Origin of the sequence: Pseudomonas sp. p1(2021b) (assembly GCF_020151015.1) — a bacterium.
Classification (GTDB): Bacteria; Pseudomonadota; Gammaproteobacteria; order Pseudomonadales; family Pseudomonadaceae; genus Aquipseudomonas; species Aquipseudomonas putida_K.
Window position 1 is genome coordinate 4,110,929 of the sequence record NZ_CP083746.1, and the last position, 17,577, is coordinate 4,128,505.

Here is a 17,577-nt window from a genome sequence, read left to right on the forward strand (position 1 = left end):
TTTCCCGAATTAATGCCATAGGGTCCCGCCGCGCATGGATAAGACCTACCAGCCGCACGCCATCGAAACTTCCTGGTACAACACCTGGGAGTCCGAGAACTATTTCGCCCCACAAGGTGCAGGCGAGTCCTACACCATCATGATCCCGCCGCCGAACGTGACCGGCAGCCTGCACATGGGCCACGGCTTCAACAACGCGATCATGGACGCCTTGATCCGCTTCCGCCGCATGCAAGGCCGCGACACCCTGTGGCAACCCGGCACCGACCACGCGGGCATCGCCACCCAGATGCTGGTGGAGCGCCAGCTCGAGGCCAAGGGCCAGAACCGTCATGACCTGGGCCGCGAAAAGTTCCTGGAGAAGGTCTGGGAGTGGAAGGAGCAGTCCGGTGGCAACATCAGCCGCCAGATCCGTCGCCTGGGCTCGTCGGTAGACTGGAGCCGCGAACGCTTCACCATGGACGACGGCCTCTCCGAGGCGGTCAAGGAAGCCTTCGTACGCCTGCATGAAGACGGCCTGATCTACCGCGGCAAGCGCCTGGTCAACTGGGACACCAAGCTGCACACCGCCATCTCCGACCTCGAAGTGGAAAACCACGACGAGAAAGGCCATTTGTGGAACCTGCGCTACCCGCTGGCCGATGGCGCCAAGACCGCCGAAGGCAAGGACCACCTGGTGGTCGCCACCACCCGTCCGGAAACCCTGCTCGGCGATGCGGCCGTTGCGGTCAACCCGAACGACGAGCGCTACCAGGCCCTGATCGGCAAGTTCGTCGAGCTGCCCCTGGTGGGCCGCCGCATCCCGATCATCGCCGACGACTACTGCGATCCGGAGTTCGGCACCGGCTGCGTGAAGATCACCCCAGCCCACGACTTCAACGACTATGAAGTCGGCAAGCGCCACAACCTGCCGCTGCTCAACATCTTCGACAAGAACGCCCTGGTGCTGGCAAGCGCCCAGGCCTTCAACCTCGACGGCAGTGTCAACGAAAGCATCGACACCACCCTGCCCGCCCAATATGCCGGCCTTGATCGTTTCGTCGCGCGCAAGCAGATCGTCGCCGACCTGGACGCCCAGGGCCTGCTGGTCAGCATCGACGACCACGCCCTGAAGGTTCCGAAGGGCGACCGCTCCGGCACCGTCATCGAGCCGTGGCTGACCGACCAGTGGTACGTCTCCACCAAGCCATTGGCCGAGCCTGCCATCGCCGCCGTGGAAGACGGTCGCATCCAGTTCGTGCCCAAGCAGTACGAGAACATGTACTTCTCCTGGATGCGTGACATCCAGGACTGGTGCATCAGCCGCCAGCTGTGGTGGGGCCACCGCATCCCGGCCTGGTACGACGAGGCCGGCCAGGTCTATGTCGGGCGCAACGAAGCCGAGGTGCGCGCCAAGCACAACCTGGGCGCCGACGTGGCCCTGCGCCAGGACGACGACGTGCTCGACACCTGGTTCAGCTCGGGCCTGTGGACCTTCTCCACCCTGGGCTGGCCAGAGCAGACCGAGTTCCTGAAGAAATTCCACTCCACCGACGTGCTGGTCACCGGCTTCGACATCATCTTCTTCTGGGTCGCCCGGATGATCATGCTGACGATGCACCTGATCAAGAACGAGGACGGCACCCCGCAGGTACCGTTCAAGACCGTCTATGTCCATGGCCTGGTGCGTGACGGCCAGGGCCAGAAGATGTCCAAGTCCAAGGGCAACGTGCTCGACCCGCTGGACATTGTCGATGGCATCACCCTCGAGGCCCTGCTGGAAAAACGCACCAGCGGCATGATGCAGCCAAAGCTTGCCGAGAAGATCGCCAAGCAGACCAAGGCCGAGTTCCCGGAAGGCATCGCCAGCTACGGCACCGACGCCCTGCGCTTCACCTTCTGCTCGCTGGCCTCCACCGGCCGCGACATCAAGTTCGACATGGGCCGCGTCGAAGGCTACCGCAATTTCTGCAACAAGATCTGGAACGCCGCCCGCTACGTGCTGGACAAGGGCGAGGACTGCGGCCAGAACGGCGAGGCCTACGAGCTGTCGCTGGCCGACCGCTGGATCATCTCGCAGCTGCAGCGCACCGAGGCCGAGGTCACCCGCCAGCTCGAGCAGTTCCGCTTCGACCTGGCCAGCCAGGCCCTGTACGAGTTCATCTGGAACCAGTACTGCGATTGGTACCTGGAGCTGTCCAAGCCGGTGCTGTGGGATGAGAATGCCCCGGTCGAGCGCGCCCGCGGTACCCGTCGCACCCTGGTACGCGTGCTGGAAGTGGCCCTGCGCCTGGCCCATCCGTTCATGCCGTTCATCACTGAAGAGATCTGGCAGCGCATCGCGCCGCTGGCCGGCATCGACGGCAAGACCATCATGCTGCAACCGTGGCCGGTGGCCAACGAGAGCCGCATCGACACCGCCGCCGAAGGCGACATCGAGTGGCTGCAACAGCTGATGGTCGGCCTGCGCAACATCCGCGCCGAGATGAACATCGGCCCTGGCAAGCCGCTGCCGCTGTTCCTCAAGAACGCCAATGCCGATGACCAGCGTCGCCTGCAGGAAAACGAGGCGCTGCTCAAGAAACTGGCCAAGGTCGAATCGTTCACCGTACTGGGCGAGCAGGACGAAGCGCCGCTGTCGGCCACCGCGCTGGTGGGCGACCTGCAGGTCCTGGTGCCGATGGCCGGTCTGATCGACAAGGATGCCGAGCTTGCGCGCCTGAACAAGGAAATCCAGCGCCTGCAAGGTGAAGTCCAGCGCGTGGGCGGCAAGCTGTCCAACGCCGCCTTCGTCGACAAGGCTCCGCCCGCCGTGATCGAGAAAGAGCGTGCCAAGCTGGCCGAGTCCGAACAGGCCCTGGCCAACCTGACCGAGCAGCATGTGCGGATTGCTGCGCTGTAATAGCCGCGGACCTCAGTGACGCCATCGCGGGACCAGCCCGCTCCTACAGGTCATCCAAGATCCTGTGGGAGCGGGCTGGTCCCGCGATGCTTTTGAGACTTCACCCATGAATCAAAAACCCACCCTGCACCCGCGCAACCGCCACAAGGGCCACTACGACTTCCCCAGCCTGATCAAGGCCCACCCGGACCTGGCCCGCTTCACCGTCACCAACCCCTACGGCAAACCCAGCATCGACTTCGCCAACCCCGAGGCCGTGCGGGTGTTCAACCGCGCCCTGCTCAAGGCCCAGTACGGCATCCAGCACTGGGACATCCCGGCCGACTACCTGTGCCCGCCGATCCCAGGCCGGGCCGACTACATCCACGTGCTGGCCGACCTGCTGGCCGAAGACTGCGGCGGCGCCATCCCCCGCGGGGCCCAGGTACACGCGCTGGACATCGGCGTTGGCGCCAACTGTATCTATCCGTTGCTCGGCTACAGCGACTATCGTTGGCGCTTCCTCGGTTCGGACATCGACCCGGTCGCCCTGGCCTCGGCCAAGGCCATCGTGCAGGCCAATGGCTTGGCCAAGGCGATCACCCTACGCCAGCAAGGTAACCCTCGACATATCCTCGACGGGCTGCTGCAAGGCGACGAGCGTTTCGATGTGACCCTGTGCAACCCGCCCTTCCATGCCTCGCGGGACGAAGCCACCCGCGGCAGCCAACGCAAGTGGAAGAACCTGGGCAAGCAGGACCCCAAGCGCAAGCTGCCTGTACTGAACTTCGGTGGGCAGAACAACGAGCTGTGGTGCGAAGGCGGCGAGATCCGCTTCGTGAGCCAGCTGGTGGCCGAAAGTGCGCAATACGGGGAGCAGGTGCTGTGGTTCAGCAGCCTGGTATCGAAGGCCAGTAACCTGCCAGGTATCGAGGCAGCGCTGAAAAAGGCGGGCGCGAAGGCGCAACGTGTCGTCGCCATGGGGCAGGGCCAGAAGCAGAGCCGCATGGTCGCCTGGAGCTTCCAGGACGATGCCGCCCGCCAGGCCTGGCATGCCCGGCGCGGGGGCAAACCACAGGCATGAAAAACCGCGCCCGGCTGGCCGGGCGCGGCTCGTTCAACGCATCAACGCATTACTTGTTGACGGCGTCGTTCAGGACCTTGGCAGGTACGAACTTGACGACTTTCTTGGCAGCGATTTCGATGGCAGCGCCGGTCGAAGGGTTGCGGCCGGTACGGGCAGGACGCTCGGAGACTTTCAGCTTGCCGATGCCTGGCAGGGTGATTTCAGCGCCGTTTTCCAGTTGGTCGGCGACGATCTGGCCCAGCTGCTCCAGGGCGTTGCGCGCGGTGGTCTTGGGCGCGTCGATGGCTTCGGCGATATCGGCAATCAGTTGGTCTTTGGTCAATGCCATGGTGGTGTTCCTTCCCTATCAAATTCAGTGATTATGCAGTGTGCCAGGTCGTAATCGGGCCAGCCCTGGGCGGCCAGGCGGGCCGCGCCAATCGCGTATGTAGATACGCAAATCGGCGTTTGGTTCGACACGGCCAAGCGATCTGCCAGCAATGCGCCACCCAAAGGGCGCAAGACCGCGCAAAGCTACCACAGGAATGGATAAATATCCGCTGCCGGCTTCGATTTAATGCAGGTTTTTCGGGGGTTTTAGCGGAAAACGCAAAAAATTGAACAAAAAACGAACAACCGGCATTTCCGCCAACATCTGGCCACTGCATCGCCCCTCCCCTGGGTTAAACTGGGCGACTTTGCAGCGCGGTCCGCTACCGCCCGAGACCTATTCGAGAGATCCATGCCAATCCGTCATTGCATCGTTCACCTGATCGACAAGAAGCCCGATGGCAGCCCGGCAGTACTGCATGCGCGCGACTCCGAACTCGCCGCCTCCGACGCCATCGAAAACCTGCTGGCCGACCTCAACGACAGCTACAACGCCAAACAGGGCAAGGCCTGGGGCTTCTTCCACGGCGAGTCCGGCGCCTACCCGCTCAGCGGCTGGCTGAAACAATACCTGGACGGAGAAAAGGACTTCACCGCCTTCAGCCGTGTCGCCGTCGAGCATCTGCAAAAGCTGATGGAGGAATCCAACCTGTCCACCGGCGGCCACATCCTCTTCGCCCATTACCAGCAAGGCATGACCGAGTACCTGGCCATCGCCTTGCTGCACCACAGCGAAGGCGTGGCGGTGAACGCCGAGCTCGACGTCACCCCGTCGCGCCACCTGGACCTCGGCCAACTGCACCTGGCGGCGCGTATCAACCTGTCGGAGTGGAAGAACAACCAGAACTCCAAACAGTACATCTCGTTCATCAAGGGCAAGAACGGCAAGAAGGTCTCGGACTACTTCCGCGACTTCATCGGTTGCCAGGAGGGCGTGGACGGCCCCGGTGAAACCCGCACGCTGCTCAAGGCCTTCAGCGACTTCGTCGAAAGCGAGGACCTGCCCGAGGACGCGGCCCGGGAAAAAACCCAGACCCTGGTCGACTACGCCACCACCCAGACCAAGCTGGGCGAGCCGGTGACCCTGGAGGAGCTGTCGAGCCTGATCGACGAGGACCGCCCGAAGGCGTTCTACGACCACATCCGCAACAAGGACTATGGCCTGTCGCCGGAGATCCCGGCGGACAAGCGCACCCTCAACCAGTTCCGCCGTTTCACCGGCCGGGCTGAAGGCCTGTCGATCAGCTTCGAGGCGCACCTGCTCGGCTCCAAGGTGGAGTACGACGAGGAAGCCGGCACCCTGATCATCAAGGGCCTGCCGACCCAGCTGGTCGACCAGCTCAAGCGCCGCAAGGATTGAGGCTGCGCCCTATCGCCGGCTTGCCGGCGATAGCTGACGCCCCCTAACCGTCTGCCCCCTTGGCGTAAGCCGCCACCAACGCCTCCTTGGCCGACTTGCGCAGCTTCTTCACCAGGCGCTCCTGGCGCAATGCCTCGGCCTTGTCCGGCCATCGCTCCACATACACCAGCGCCTGGGCCGGGCTGGTCTTGAAATAACGCGCCCCCTGCCCCTTCTGGTGTTTCAGAAAACGCCGCTGCGGGTCATCGCTGATACCGCAATACAGCGAACCATTGGCGGCACGCACCAGGTAGACGTACCACGGCTTGAGGTTGGGGGGAGGAAGTGTCTCGCTCACAGCGTCGTTCAGGGCCACCAGGAAAACTGCCAGCTTACTCGCTCATCGCGCTTGCTGAAACGCTCGAAGCCCCTTGAATGCCTGCAGGCGCACCTTGTTTTGCAACAGTGGCGACCAGCCCAATGCCAGGCCCGGAAAACCCAGTGCCTGGCGAGACCAGCGCCAGAAATCGAAACGGTCGTCATGCTGCAGGATCAGGCCATCGCGGATCACGAAGCGCGCCTGGATGTCGTTGACCACCGTGCGCCCGGTCTGGCTGAACAGGTAGCGCGCCACCCAATGGGCACTGGCGCTGTCCTGACTGGCCTGGACGTGGTCGAAGGTCAGGGAGAAGTCCTTGGCCCGTGTGGTCAGCATCCGCCACATGTCGCCGACATCCTGGCCACGCAGGGTGCCGAACACCGGATCGCTGAAGGTGATGTCTTCGCTGTAGCAAGCCACCATGGCCTCGGCGTCCAAGCGCTGGAAAGCCTGGTAGAAACGGGTGATCAATGCTTGGTTGGCGTCGCTCATGGCGCAATCCGTCGAGAAATGGAAGCCTGAACGATAATCCGTGATGCGCACGGGCGCCATGCCCCTTCGAGCCTTCGGCCTAAACCCGCTCGCTGCTCACCTGCACATGCAATGCCCGTCCAGCCCCCAGACCGAACACGATGGCCCCAATGCCCAGCGCGGCAAAGATCCACCCCACGGCAGCCCAACCGCCGGTCAGGTCATGCACCAGCCCCACCGCGAACGGCCCCATGGATGCCAAGGTGTAGCCGACCCCTTGCGCCATGCTCGACAGGTTGGCTGCGACATGGGCATCCCTGGAGCGCAGCACGATCAAGGTCAGTGCCAAGGCGAAGGTACCGCCCTGCCCCAACCCAAGCACCACCGCCCAACCCCAGAGGCCGGACAGCGGCGCGTACAGGCAACCGAACAACCCCGCCAGGGTGATCAGCATGACGATGACGATCGCCAGGCGCTGATCCTTGCCCCGGGTTGCCAACCAAGGCGCGCTGAGCGAACTGACCAGCTGCACGATCACCGAGCCGGACAGCACCAGGCCCGCTTCCGTCGGGCTCAGGCCACGGCCGATCAGGATCGAAGGCAGCCAGCCGAACACGATATAGGCCAACGACGACTGCAGGCCCATGTACAGGGTGACCTGCCAGGCCAGTGGATTGCGCCACAACCCACGCACCCGGTAGGCCACCTTGTGCTGGCCATGCCCCTGGCGCGCCTGGGGCAGCCATACCAGCATCGCCAGCAGCGCGGGAAGCAGCCAGAAGCCAAGCCCCACGGGCCAGCTGTCGGCGAAATGGCGGGTCAACGGCACGGTCGCACCGGCGGCCAGCGCCGCTCCCAGGCACAAGGCCATGGTGTAGACGCCGGTCAGGGTGCCGGCATGCCGGGGGAAGTCGCGCTTGACGATGCCCGGCAACAGCACGCCGATGATGCCGATACTCGCGCCGGCCATGACGCTCCCCAGGAATACCCCGGTCACGCCCAGGGCACTGCGCACGAGAATGCCCAACGCCAGGGTCAGCAAGATGCCGAGGATCACGCGCTCGCTGCCGAAGCGTCTGGCCAGCACCGGCGCCAACGGCGCGAACAGGCCCAGGCACAGCACCGGCAAGGTGGTCAACAAACCAGCCTGGGCGGCATTGAGCCCCAGGCTGTCGGAAACTTGCCCCAGCAGCGGGGCCAGGCTCGACAACGCCGGGCGCAGGTTCAGCGCCACCAGCACCAGCCCCAGCAGCAACAGCCATGGGCGGCGCAGGGCCACAGGCTGCTGTTGCACCTGTTCGTCGTCGGCCTCGGCGTCGATCAACAGTTCGTCGAGTTCCGTTCGCGCCTGAACCGCTTCCTTATCCAAGCGCATCGAGCAACGCCTGGTTCATCTCCGGCGTCCCGATGGTGATCCGCAAGAATTGCGCGATCCGCTCCTGCTTGAAGTGCCGGACGATCACCCCCTGCTCCCGCAACCGCGCCGCAATCCCCGCGGCATCCTGCTGCGGATGCCGGGCGAAGATGAAATTGGCCGCCGAAGGCAGTACTTCGAAACCACGGGCGCGCAGTTCAGCGACCAACGCCTCGCGGCTGTCGATCACCTTGCGGCACGTTTCATCGAAGTAGGCCTTGTCCTCGAACGCCGCCGCCGCCCCCACGATCGCCATGCGATCGAGTGGGTAGGAGTTGAAGCTGTTCTTGATCCGCTCCAGCGCCTCGATCAGGTCGGGGTGCCCCACTGCCAGGCCGACCCGCAGGCCGGCGAGGGAGCGCGACTTGGACAGCGTCTGGGTGACTAGCAGGTTGTCGTAGCGGTCCACCAGGCTGATGGCCGTTTCGCCACCGAAGTCGATGTAGGCCTCATCCACCACCACAACCGAATCAGGGTTGGCCTGCAGCAACTGCTCGACGGCCTGCAACGGCAGTAGGCAGCCGGTGGGTGCGTTAGGGTTGGGGAAGATGATCCCGGCGTTGGGCTTTTTGTAGTCCGCGATGCGGATCTGGAACTGCTCGTCCAGCGCCACCGGCTCGAACGGGATGCCGTACAGGCCGCAGTACACCGGGTAGAAGCTGTAGCTGATGTCCGGGAACAGCAGCGGACCGCGATCATGCTGGAACAGGCCGTGGAAGATGTGCGCCAGCACCTCGTCCGAGCCGTTGCCGACGAACACCTGCTGCGCCGTCACACCGTAGTACTCGGCCACCGCCTGCTTGAGGCGATCGCCGTTGGGGTCCGGGTACAGGCGCAGGTTGTCGTTCAGTTCACCTTGCATGGCCGCCAGCGCCTTGGGCGATGGGCCATAGGGGTTCTCGTTGGTGTTGAGCTTGACCAGGCGGGCCAGCTTGGGCTGCTCGCCCGGCACGTAGGGCACCAGGTCCTTGACGAAGGGGCTCCAGAATCGGCTCATGTTCAGTTCCCCTTGTTTTCGGTGAGGATGCGGTATTCGGCGCTGCGCGCGTGGGCGGTCAGCGATTCGCCACGGGCCAGGACCGACGCGGTGCGGCCCAGCTCGGAAGCGGCCTGTTCGGAGCAGAAGATGATCGACGAACGCTTCTGGAAGTCATACACCCCCAGTGGCGAAGAGAACCGTGCAGTGCCGGAAGTGGGCAGCACGTGGTTGGGGCCGGCGCAGTAGTCGCCCAGGGCTTCGCTGGTGTGGCGGCCCATGAAGATCGCGCCAGCATGGCGGATGTGCGGCAGCCAGGCCTGCGGATCGGCCACCGACAGCTCCAGGTGCTCCGGGGCGATGCGGTTGGCGACGTCCATCGCCTGCTGCATGTCGCGTACCTGGATCAACGCACCACGGCCGTTGATCGACTTTTCGATGATATCGGCACGCTCCATGGTCGGCAGCAGCTTGCCGATGCTGGCGGCGACGCGGTCCAGGAACGCCGCGTCCGGGCTGACCAGGATCGCCTGGGCGTCTTCGTCGTGCTCGGCCTGGGAGAACAGGTCCATGGCGATCCAGTCCGGGTCGGTCTGGCCGTCGCACACCACCAGAATTTCCGAAGGCCCAGCGATCATGTCGATGCCGACCTGGCCGAAGACGTGGCGCTTGGCGGTGGCCACATAGATGTTGCCCGGGCCGACGATCTTGTCCACCTGGGGCACGCTCTCGGTGCCATAGGCCAAGGCCGCGACCGCCTGGGCGCCACCGAGGGTGAAGACGCGGTCAACCCCGGCGATGCAGGCCGCGGCCAGTACCAGTTCGTTGATTTCGCCACGCGGGGTCGGCACCACCATCACCACCTCGGACACGCCGGCGACCTTCGCCGGGATGGCGTTCATCAGTACCGACGAAGGGTACGAGGCCTTGCCGCCCGGAACATACAGCCCAGCACGGTCCAGCGGCGTGACCTTCTGGCCGAGCACGGTGCCGTCGGCCTCGGTGTACTGCCAAGAGTCCTGCTTCTGCCGCTCATGGTAACTGCGCACACGGTGGGCGGCGGTCTCCAGGGCTTGGCGCTGGGCCTCGGTGATGCGGGTCAGCGCCAGTTCCAGGCGCTCGCGGCCGAGGATGAGGTCTTCGATGCCCTTGGCCTCGACGCCGTCGAAGCGCTGGGTGAACTCCACCAGAGCGGCGTCGCCGCGCTCGCGCACGGCCTTGATGATGTCGAGCACGCGTTGGTTGACCGCGTCATCGGACACGCTTTCCCAGCTCAGCAGATGATCCAGATGTCGGGCGAAATCCGGATCAGCAGCGTTGAGACGGGCAATTGCAGTGGACACGGTCATGGCGAGGGCCTCGTTTTATTGGCGAATGCTCAGGCGCCCTAGGCTACCAGTCCATCCGCGCGGGCACCCGAGAAAGTTGGCTATGACGCGGATAGACGGGCGCGACGAGAAGTCGCGCGCAAAGGTCAGCCGCGGTGTCGGGACTCGACGGCCTGGCGCAGGGTGTCGATCAGGCTCTGGATGCGGGCGTGCTGCATTTTCATGGAGGCCTTGTTGACCACCAGGCGCGAGCTGATCGTGGCGATCAGTTCCTGGGGCTCCAGGCCGTTGGCACGCAGGGTGTTGCCGGTGTCGACCACGTCGATGATCTTGTCGGCCAGGCCGATCAGCGGCGCCAGCTCCATCGAGCCGTACAGCTTGATGATATCGACCTGACGGCCCTGTTCGGCGTAGTAACGCTTGGCTACGTTGACGAACTTGGTGGCCACGCGCAGCCGGCCCTTGGGCTCCGGCGCCCCTACGGCACCTGCGGTCATCAGCTTGCAACGGGCGATCTGCAGGTCCAGGGGCTCGTAGAGGCCCTGGCCGCCGTACTCCATCAGCACGTCCTTGCCGGCCACCCCGAGGTCGGCCGCGCCATGCTCGACATAGGTCGGCACGTCGGTGGCACGCACGATCAGTAGGCGCACGTCGTCCTGGGTCGTGGGGATGATCAGCTTGCGGCTCTTGTCCGGATTCTCGGTCGGCACGATACCGGCCTCGGCCAGCAATGGCAGGGTATCGTCGAGGATTCGGCCCTTCGATAGCGCGATGGTCAACATGGGAAACGTCGGTCCTTAAGCGGCTACTGCCGGCCAGGTCATGGACCTGGCCGCATTTGATTCGTGTGTGGGAGCGGGCCTGGCCCGCTTCCACACCCAGCGCCAGTCAGATGACTAGCCCGGTACGCGGCGAATTTTCGCGCCCAGCATCTGCAGTTTTTCCTCGATGCACTCGTAACCACGGTCGATGTGGTAGATGCGATCGATCAGGGTATCGCCATCAGCGACCAGGGCCGACAGGACCAGGCTGGCCGAAGCCCGCAGGTCGGTGGCCATGACCGGTGCGCCCTTGAGTGCCTTGACCCCGGTGACGATGGCAGTGTTGCCCTCGACCTGGATCTGTGCGCCCATGCGGTGCATTTCGTAGACGTGCATGAAGCGGTTCTCGAAGATCGTCTCGATCACCGCGCCCGTGCCTTCGGCGATGGCGTTGAGCGAGATGAACTGCGCCTGCATGTCGGTCGGGAAGGCCGGGTACGGAGCGGTACGCAGGTTGACGGCCTTGGGCCGCTTGCCATGCATGTCCAGCTCGATCCAGTCTTCGCCGGCAGTGACTTCGGCACCGGCTTCCTTGAGCTTCTCCAACACCGCCTCGAGGATGGTCGGATCGGTGTCCTTGACCTTCACACGGCCACCGGTCACGGCAGCAGCGACCAGGTAGGTACCGGTCTCGATACGGTCGGGCATCACGCGATAGGTGGCCGAGTGCAGGCGCTCGACGCCATCGATGACGATGGTGTCGGTACCGGCGCCCTGGATCTTGCCGCCCATGGCGTTGATGAAGTTGGCCAAGTCGACCACTTCCGGCTCGCGCGCAGCGTTCTGCAGGACGCTGCGGCCCTTGGCCAGGGCAGCGGCCATCATGATGTTCTCTGTACCGGTCACGCTGACGGTGTCGAAGAAGAAGTGCGCGCCACGCAGGCCGCCCTCAGGAGCCTCGGCCTTGATATAGCCGCCTTCGACTTCGATCTTCGCACCCATGGCCTCCAGGCCGCGAATGTGCAGGTCGACCGGGCGCGAACCGATCGCGCAACCGCCGGGCAGGGCGACTTCGGCCTTGCCGAAACGGGCGACCATCGGGCCGAGCACCAGGATCGAGGCGCGCATGGTCTTGACCAGCTCGTAGGGTGCGACCAGGGTCTTGATGGTGCGCGGATCGATTTCCACCGAGAGCTTCTCGTCGATCACAGGCTCGATGCCCATGCGACCGAACAGCTCGATCATGGTGGTGATGTCGTGCAGGTGCGGCAGGTTGCCCACGGTGACCGGGCCGTCAGCCAGCAGGGTCGCCGAGAGAATCGGCAGGGCGGCGTTCTTCGCCCCGGAAATGCGGATCTCGCCATCGAGACGCGCGCCGCCAGTGATAATCAGTTTGTCCATTGCAATCTCGCCGCCAACGTTGGCTCAGGTGCGCTCAGCCCAGGCTGCGCTGCTGAAAAATTTCATGGTTACCGCATGGATGCTGCCATCGGCGATCCACGGATTCAGGTGAGCATAGATCGCCTGCTGGCGCTTGACCGGGCTCTGGCCGGCCAGCTCGTCGCTGATCACGTTCAACTGGAAGTTGCAGCCTTCGCCTTCAACTTCGACCCGGGTTCCCGGCAATTTCTCTTCAAGGAAGCTTTTAACTTCTACGGCCTGCATGCTCAACCTCAATCGGCGCCCAGTGCGCGCGGGTCGGCCATCATACAAAAAAGCCCCTCGCCTGCGAAGCCCATGGTGGGGCCTGCTGACCGAGGGGCCATCCCTTAACGGCGAGCCATCAGCCCGCCAGCACTTCATCGAGGTCGTAGACCTCGGCAATGTCGCGCATGTCGTCGGGCATGCCGCGCAGCTCCCAGCCCTTGCCGGCGGCCTGGGCGTCACGGATGAAGCCCAGCAGCAGCGAGAGGCCGACGCTGGTGGAGCGGGCCACGGACGAGCAGTCGAGTACCACCTTCGACTCGCGACAGGCGGCGATCAGTGCCTTGCCTTCCTTGCGCAGGGCCGGGCCACTGCGGTAGTCCAGCACACCGGCCAGGCGCAGGACGCCCGGCTCGGTCATGGTCACGCCGGTGTCGCTCATTTCACTTCCTTGTCGGGCGATTTGTCGGCAGCTTCCTTGGCCTTGGCCACTTCGCCGGCCCAGCCGTCGATGGTCTTGTCCAGGTCGTTGCCGTTGCGCTGCATGGCGTCGGCGAACTGGTCGCGGAACAGCTTGCCGATATTGATGCCGTTGACGATCACGTTGCGCACCTTCCACTCGCCACCGAGCTTGACCAGGGTGTACTGCACCGGATAGACAGCGCCGTTGTTGCCGGTGACCTTCATACCGACGCTGGTACGATCGCCTTCTTCACCCTTGGCCGGGTCGACGGTAATGCCCTGGTTGTTGTACTCGAGCAGCGCATTGCCATAGAACTGCATCAGGCTGCGCTTGAAGTTCTCCTGGAAGCGCTGCATCTGCTCAGGGGTGGCCTTGCGCGAGTACTTGACGGTCATGATGCTCTTGGAGATGCCATCGGCATCGACCACAGGGCCCAGGATGCGGTTGAGGGCATCGTAGAACGCCTGCGGGTTGCTCTTGTACTGCTCCTTGTTGGCCTTCAGGTCCGACAGCAGCTCGCTGGTGGTGCTCTGCACCACGTCACGGGCAGACTGGCCCGGCGCGGCCATGGCCAGCAGGGGGAAGGCCGCCAGGAGAACCAGCAGGCCGCGTCGCAGGATCGAAATCATGGAAACTCCTTAATTAGCGGGTTGGGCTTCTTTGGGTTCCTTGCCCACGGTATTGAGCAGGAACTTGCCAATCAGATCTTCCAGCACCAGCGCCGACTGGGTGTCATGGATAGTGGAACCATCCTTGAGCACGTCCTCTTCACCGCCCACGCTGATACCGATGTACTTCTCGCCGAGCAGCCCTGCGGTCAGGATCGAGGCAGTGGAGTCGGTCGGCAGGTTGTCGACGTTCTTGTCCAACTGCAAGGTCACCCGACCGGTATAGGAGTCGCGGTCCAGATCGATGGCTGTGACCTTGCCGATGGTCACACCGGCCATGGTCACTTTAGCTCTGACCGTCAAACCGGCGATATTGTCGAAGTACGCATAAACTTTATATGTGTCGCTGCTCGGGCTGGCGGACAGCCCGCTGACGCGCAGGGCCAGCAGCAGCAACGCCAGGATCCCGGCCAGGAGGAACAGGCCGACACCGATTTCCAGGGTGCGGTTTTGCATCAGAAATCTCCAAACATCAAGGCGGTCAGAATAAAGTCCAGACCCAGGACTGCCAACGAGGCGTAGACCACGGTCTTGGTGGTGGCACGGCTGATCCCTTCTGAGGTGGGCTCGCAGTCATACCCCTGGAATACGGCGATCCAGGTCACGACGAAGGCGAACACCAGGCTCTTGACCAGCCCGTTGAGCACGTCGTCGGTAAAGGAAACACTGTTCTGCATGTTGGCCCAGAACGAGCCTTCGTAGACCCCCAGCCAGTCCACCGCCACCCACGATCCGCCCCAGATGCCGACCACGCTGAAGATCAGCGCCAGCAGCGGCAGCGAGATGAACCCGGCCCACAGGCGCGGGGCGACGATGTACTTGAGCGGGTCGACGCCGATCATCTCCAGGCTCGAGAGCTGCTCGGTAGACTTCATGTTGCCGATCTCGGCGGTCAACGCCGAACCCGCGCGGCCTGCGAACAGCAAGGCGGTGACCACCGGCCCCAGCTCGCGCAGCAGGGTCAGGGCGATCATCTGCCCCACGGCCTGCTCGGAGCCGTACTTGGTGAGGATGCTGTAGCCCTGCAGCGACAGCACCATGCCGATGAAGATGCCGGAGACGACGATGATCGCCAGCGACAGCACGCCCACCGCATAGAGCTGCTTGACCAACAACTGGAAACTGCCGCCGATGCCGCCACGCCCGCCCAGGGCATGGACCAGGAACAGGCAGGAGCGGCCGAGCACGGCCAGGACATCGATGGCCGCGCGGCCGAACAGGCGGATACGTTCGAGTACGGATTTTCTGCGCATCACCGCGCTCCCAGCAGGTCGGCGCGATAGTCAGGCGCAGGGAAGTGGAAAGGCACCGGGCCGTCCGGGTCGCCCTTCATGAACTGGCGGATGCGCGGGTTGTCCGAGCCCATCAGCTCGTCGGGCGTGCCCTGCCCCAGCACCTGGCCATCCCCCACCACATAGATATAGTCGGCGATGCTCGCGGTCTCGGCCAGGTCGTGGGACACCACGATGCTGGTGATGCCCAGGGCATCGTTGAGCAGGCGGATCAGGCGCACGAGCACACCCATGGCGATCGGGTCCTGGCCGACGAACGGTTCGTCGTACATGAGAATCTGCGGGTCCAGCGCGATGGCGCGGGCCAACGCCACGCGGCGCTTCATGCCGCCGGACAGTTCGTCCGGCATCAGGTCGATGGCCCCGCGCAGGCCCACGGCCTGCAGCTTCATCAGGACGATGTCGCGGATCATCTCGTCCGACAGCTGGGTATGGACCCGCAGTGGGAAGGCGACGTTCTCGAACACATCGAGATCGGTGAACAGGGCGCCGCTCTGGAACAGCACGCCCATCTGCTTGCGCGCATCGAACAGGTCGCCCCGCGACAGGCTCGGCAGGTTCTGCCCAGCGACCCAGACTTCGCCGGCCGAAGGGCGCAACTGTGCGCCCATCAGGCGCAGCAGCGTGGTCTTGCCGCACCCGGAAGGCCCCATGATGCCAGTGACCTTGCCACGGGGGATGCGTATGTCCACATTGCTGAAAATGCTGCGCGAACCGCGCTTGAAGGTGACACCCTTCAACTCGACCGCGTAGGCGCTATCCACACTCATCTAGACTCCTTGCGATGCAGCCTCGTCTCAATGGACGCCTGCCCTCTTCGTGAAGGCACACGCGCCACCGGCGGGCCGAATAGCGGCGAACTATAGCACCGCTGCAACGCGCGCCCCAAGGCCATCACGCAGGCTGTTCAGGTCAACGACAGCCAGTACGACAATCGATGGATGAGCCTTTCGCACATTGCAGCTATAATCGGCGCCTTTTTATCAGACATTGCTTTTCGACATGAGCCAATCCAGCGAGCTGATCCAATCCGCCCAGCGCACCCTGCGCCTGGAACTCGAAGCCGTAGAGGGCCTGCTGCCGCGCATCGACGACAACTTCGTCAAGGCCTGCGAGCTGATCCTGGCCAGCACGGGCCGGGTCGTCGTGCTCGGCATGGGCAAGTCGGGCCACATCGGCAACAAGATCGCCGCGACCCTGGCCAGCACCGGCACGCCGGCGTTCTTCGTGCACCCGGCCGAAGCCAGCCACGGCGACATGGGCATGATCACCCGCGATGACGTCATCCTGGCCCTGTCCAACTCCGGCAGCACCGCCGAGATCGTCACCCTGTTGCCGCTGATCAAGCGCCTGGGCATCCAGATGATCAGCCTCACCGGCAACCCCGACTCGCCCCTGGCCCAGGCCGCCGAGGTCAACCTCGACGCCAGTGTCGCTCAGGAAGCCTGCCCGCTGAACTTGGCACCCACATCCTCCACCACCGCGGCTCTGGTCCTGGGCGACGCCCTGGCCATCGCACTGCTCGAGGCACGCGGCTTCACCGCCGAGGACTTCGCCTTCTCCCACCCCGGCGGTGCCCTGGGCCGTCGCCTGCTGCTGAAGGTGGAAAACGTCATGCACACCGGCGAGGCGCTGCCCATCGTGCAGCGTGGCACCCTGCTCAAGGACGCCCTGGTGGAGATGTCGCGCAAGAGCCTGGTCGGCATGACCGTGGTGCTGGAAGCCGACGGCCGCCTGGCCGGCGTGTTCACCGACGGCGACCTGCGCCGCGCCCTGGAGCGCAACATCGATGTGCACAAGACCATCATCGACCAGGTGATGACCGTGCACGGCAAGACCGCACGTGCCGAGATGCTCGCCGCCGAGGCCCTGCGCATCATGGAAGACAACAAGATCAACGCACTGGTGGTGGTCGACCAGAACGACCGCCCGACCGGCGCCCTGAACATGCACGACCTGCTGCGCGCAGGCGTGATGTGATGGAGGACAACACGATGAACCCGGATCTGCTGCAACGCGGCAAGGCCATCAAGCTGGCGGTCTTCGACGTCGACGGCGTGCTCACCGACGGGCGCCTGTACTTCCTCGAGGACGGCAGCGAGTTCAAGACCTTCAACACCCTCGACGGACATGGCATCAAGATGCTCATGGCCTCGGGCGTGACCACCGCGATCATCAGCGGGCGCAAGACCCCGGTGGTCGAACGCCGGGCGCGCAACCTCGGCATCCCGCACCTGTTCCAGGGCCGCGAGGACAAACTTGTGGTGCTCGACGGCCTGCTGGCCGAACTGGGCCTAAGCTATGAACAGGTCGCCTACCTGGGCGACGACCTGCCCGACCTGCCGGTGATCCGCCGCGTGGGCCTGGGCATGGCAGTGGCCAGCGCTGCACCGTTCGTTCGCCAGCATGCCCATGGCGTGACCCAGGCGCGCGGCGGCGAAGGCGCAGCGCGCGAATTCTGTGAATTGATCATGCAGGCCCAGGGCAACCTGGACGCTGCCAACGCCAACTACCTCTAAGGCCGCA

At 64.3% G+C, this 17,577-nt stretch carries 19 protein-coding genes; 5 read left to right on the forward strand and 14 right to left on the reverse strand.

Annotation, left to right across the window (positions count from 1 at the left end; translation table 11 throughout):
• The first annotated feature begins 34 nt into the window (after positions 1-34).
• Complete coding sequence (locus tag K8374_RS19135; protein WP_224456800.1) at positions 35-2,881, forward strand: valine--tRNA ligase; 2,847 nt, start codon at positions 35-37, stop codon at positions 2,879-2,881.
• A 106-nt stretch (positions 2,882-2,987) separates the two neighbouring features.
• Positions 2,988-3,944, forward strand: a complete 957-nt coding sequence (rlmF, locus tag K8374_RS19140; protein ID WP_224456801.1) for a 23S rRNA (adenine(1618)-N(6))-methyltransferase RlmF — start codon at positions 2,988-2,990, stop codon at positions 3,942-3,944.
• Between the two features lie 49 nt (positions 3,945-3,993).
• Here the strand turns inward: rlmF and K8374_RS19145 are convergent, their stop codons facing one another.
• On the reverse strand, positions 3,994-4,275 hold the full coding sequence (locus K8374_RS19145) for an HU family DNA-binding protein (protein ID WP_043210728.1): 282 nt from the start codon (positions 4,273-4,275) through the stop codon (positions 3,994-3,996).
• Positions 4,276-4,668: 393 nt separating this feature from the next.
• Here K8374_RS19145 and yejK point away from each other — a divergent pair, with 393 nt between their 5' ends.
• Positions 4,669-5,676, forward strand: coding sequence for a nucleoid-associated protein YejK (gene yejK, locus K8374_RS19150; protein ID WP_224456802.1), 1,008 nt, complete (start codon positions 4,669-4,671; stop codon positions 5,674-5,676).
• 43 nt (positions 5,677-5,719) lie between these two features.
• On the opposite strand, the gene K8374_RS19155 is transcribed toward yejK, so the two are convergent.
• The 13 genes from K8374_RS19155 to K8374_RS19215 all read right to left on the reverse strand — a co-directional run bounded on the left by K8374_RS19155 (position 5,720) and on the right by K8374_RS19215 (position 15,821).
• On the reverse strand, positions 5,720-6,013 hold the full coding sequence (locus K8374_RS19155; RefSeq protein ID WP_224456803.1) for a GIY-YIG nuclease family protein: 294 nt from the start codon (positions 6,011-6,013) through the stop codon (positions 5,720-5,722).
• Between the two features lie 42 nt (positions 6,014-6,055).
• Entirely contained in the window at positions 6,056-6,526 is a 471-nt protein-coding gene (locus K8374_RS19160) for a nuclear transport factor 2 family protein (RefSeq protein ID WP_224456804.1), read from the reverse strand.
• 79 nt (positions 6,527-6,605) lie between these two features.
• Entirely contained in the window at positions 6,606-7,880 is a 1,275-nt protein-coding gene (locus K8374_RS19165; RefSeq protein ID WP_224456805.1) for a CynX/NimT family MFS transporter, read from the reverse strand.
• Positions 7,867-8,916: a histidinol-phosphate transaminase gene (gene hisC, locus K8374_RS19170; protein WP_224456806.1), complete on the reverse strand. Its 1,050-nt coding sequence runs from the start codon at positions 8,914-8,916 to the stop codon at positions 7,867-7,869. Before hisC ends, K8374_RS19165 begins: the two co-directional genes overlap by 14 nt.
• Positions 8,917-8,918: 2 nt before the next feature.
• Complete coding sequence (gene hisD, locus K8374_RS19175) at positions 8,919-10,244, reverse strand: histidinol dehydrogenase (protein ID WP_224456807.1); 1,326 nt, start codon at positions 10,242-10,244, stop codon at positions 8,919-8,921.
• A 125-nt stretch (positions 10,245-10,369) separates the two neighbouring features.
• Positions 10,370-11,005: an ATP phosphoribosyltransferase gene (hisG, locus tag K8374_RS19180; protein WP_043213301.1), complete on the reverse strand. Its 636-nt coding sequence runs from the start codon at positions 11,003-11,005 to the stop codon at positions 10,370-10,372.
• Positions 11,006-11,119: 114 nt separating this feature from the next.
• Complete coding sequence (murA, locus tag K8374_RS19185) at positions 11,120-12,385, reverse strand: UDP-N-acetylglucosamine 1-carboxyvinyltransferase (RefSeq protein ID WP_084854530.1); 1,266 nt, start codon at positions 12,383-12,385, stop codon at positions 11,120-11,122.
• A gap of 24 nt (positions 12,386-12,409) precedes the next feature.
• Positions 12,410-12,649: a BolA family protein gene (locus K8374_RS19190; RefSeq protein WP_029613593.1), complete on the reverse strand. Its 240-nt coding sequence runs from the start codon at positions 12,647-12,649 to the stop codon at positions 12,410-12,412.
• Positions 12,650-12,767: 118 nt separating this feature from the next.
• A complete protein-coding gene (locus K8374_RS19195; protein WP_224456808.1) occupies positions 12,768-13,070 on the reverse strand; it encodes a lipid asymmetry maintenance protein MlaB in 303 nt (100 codons plus the stop codon).
• The gene (locus K8374_RS19200; RefSeq protein ID WP_224456809.1) at positions 13,067-13,720 is read right to left on the reverse strand and encodes a phospholipid-binding protein MlaC; all 654 of its coding nucleotides are present in this window, start codon (positions 13,718-13,720) and stop codon (positions 13,067-13,069) included. Before K8374_RS19200 ends, K8374_RS19195 begins: the two co-directional genes overlap by 4 nt.
• 9 nt (positions 13,721-13,729) lie before the next feature.
• Positions 13,730-14,215 carry an outer membrane lipid asymmetry maintenance protein MlaD gene (gene mlaD, locus K8374_RS19205; protein ID WP_084854533.1) on the reverse strand — a complete coding sequence of 162 codons (486 nt, stop codon included), beginning with the start codon at positions 14,213-14,215 and terminating at the stop codon, positions 13,730-13,732.
• Positions 14,215-15,012, reverse strand: a complete 798-nt coding sequence (mlaE, locus tag K8374_RS19210; protein WP_084854534.1) for a lipid asymmetry maintenance ABC transporter permease subunit MlaE — start codon at positions 15,010-15,012, stop codon at positions 14,215-14,217. The genes mlaD and mlaE overlap by 1 nt, the downstream gene beginning before the upstream one ends.
• Positions 15,012-15,821, reverse strand: coding sequence for an ATP-binding cassette domain-containing protein (locus K8374_RS19215; protein WP_084854535.1), 810 nt, complete (start codon positions 15,819-15,821; stop codon positions 15,012-15,014). The genes mlaE and K8374_RS19215 overlap by 1 nt, the downstream gene beginning before the upstream one ends.
• 232 nt (positions 15,822-16,053) lie before the next feature.
• Between K8374_RS19215 and K8374_RS19220 the strand changes: the two genes are divergently transcribed.
• Positions 16,054-17,031, forward strand: coding sequence for an SIS domain-containing protein (locus K8374_RS19220; RefSeq protein ID WP_084854536.1), 978 nt, complete (start codon positions 16,054-16,056; stop codon positions 17,029-17,031).
• Positions 17,032-17,045: 14 nt separating this feature from the next.
• A complete protein-coding gene (locus K8374_RS19225) occupies positions 17,046-17,570 on the forward strand; it encodes a KdsC family phosphatase (RefSeq protein ID WP_084854596.1) in 525 nt (174 codons plus the stop codon).
• Positions 17,571-17,577 lie beyond the last annotated feature (7 nt).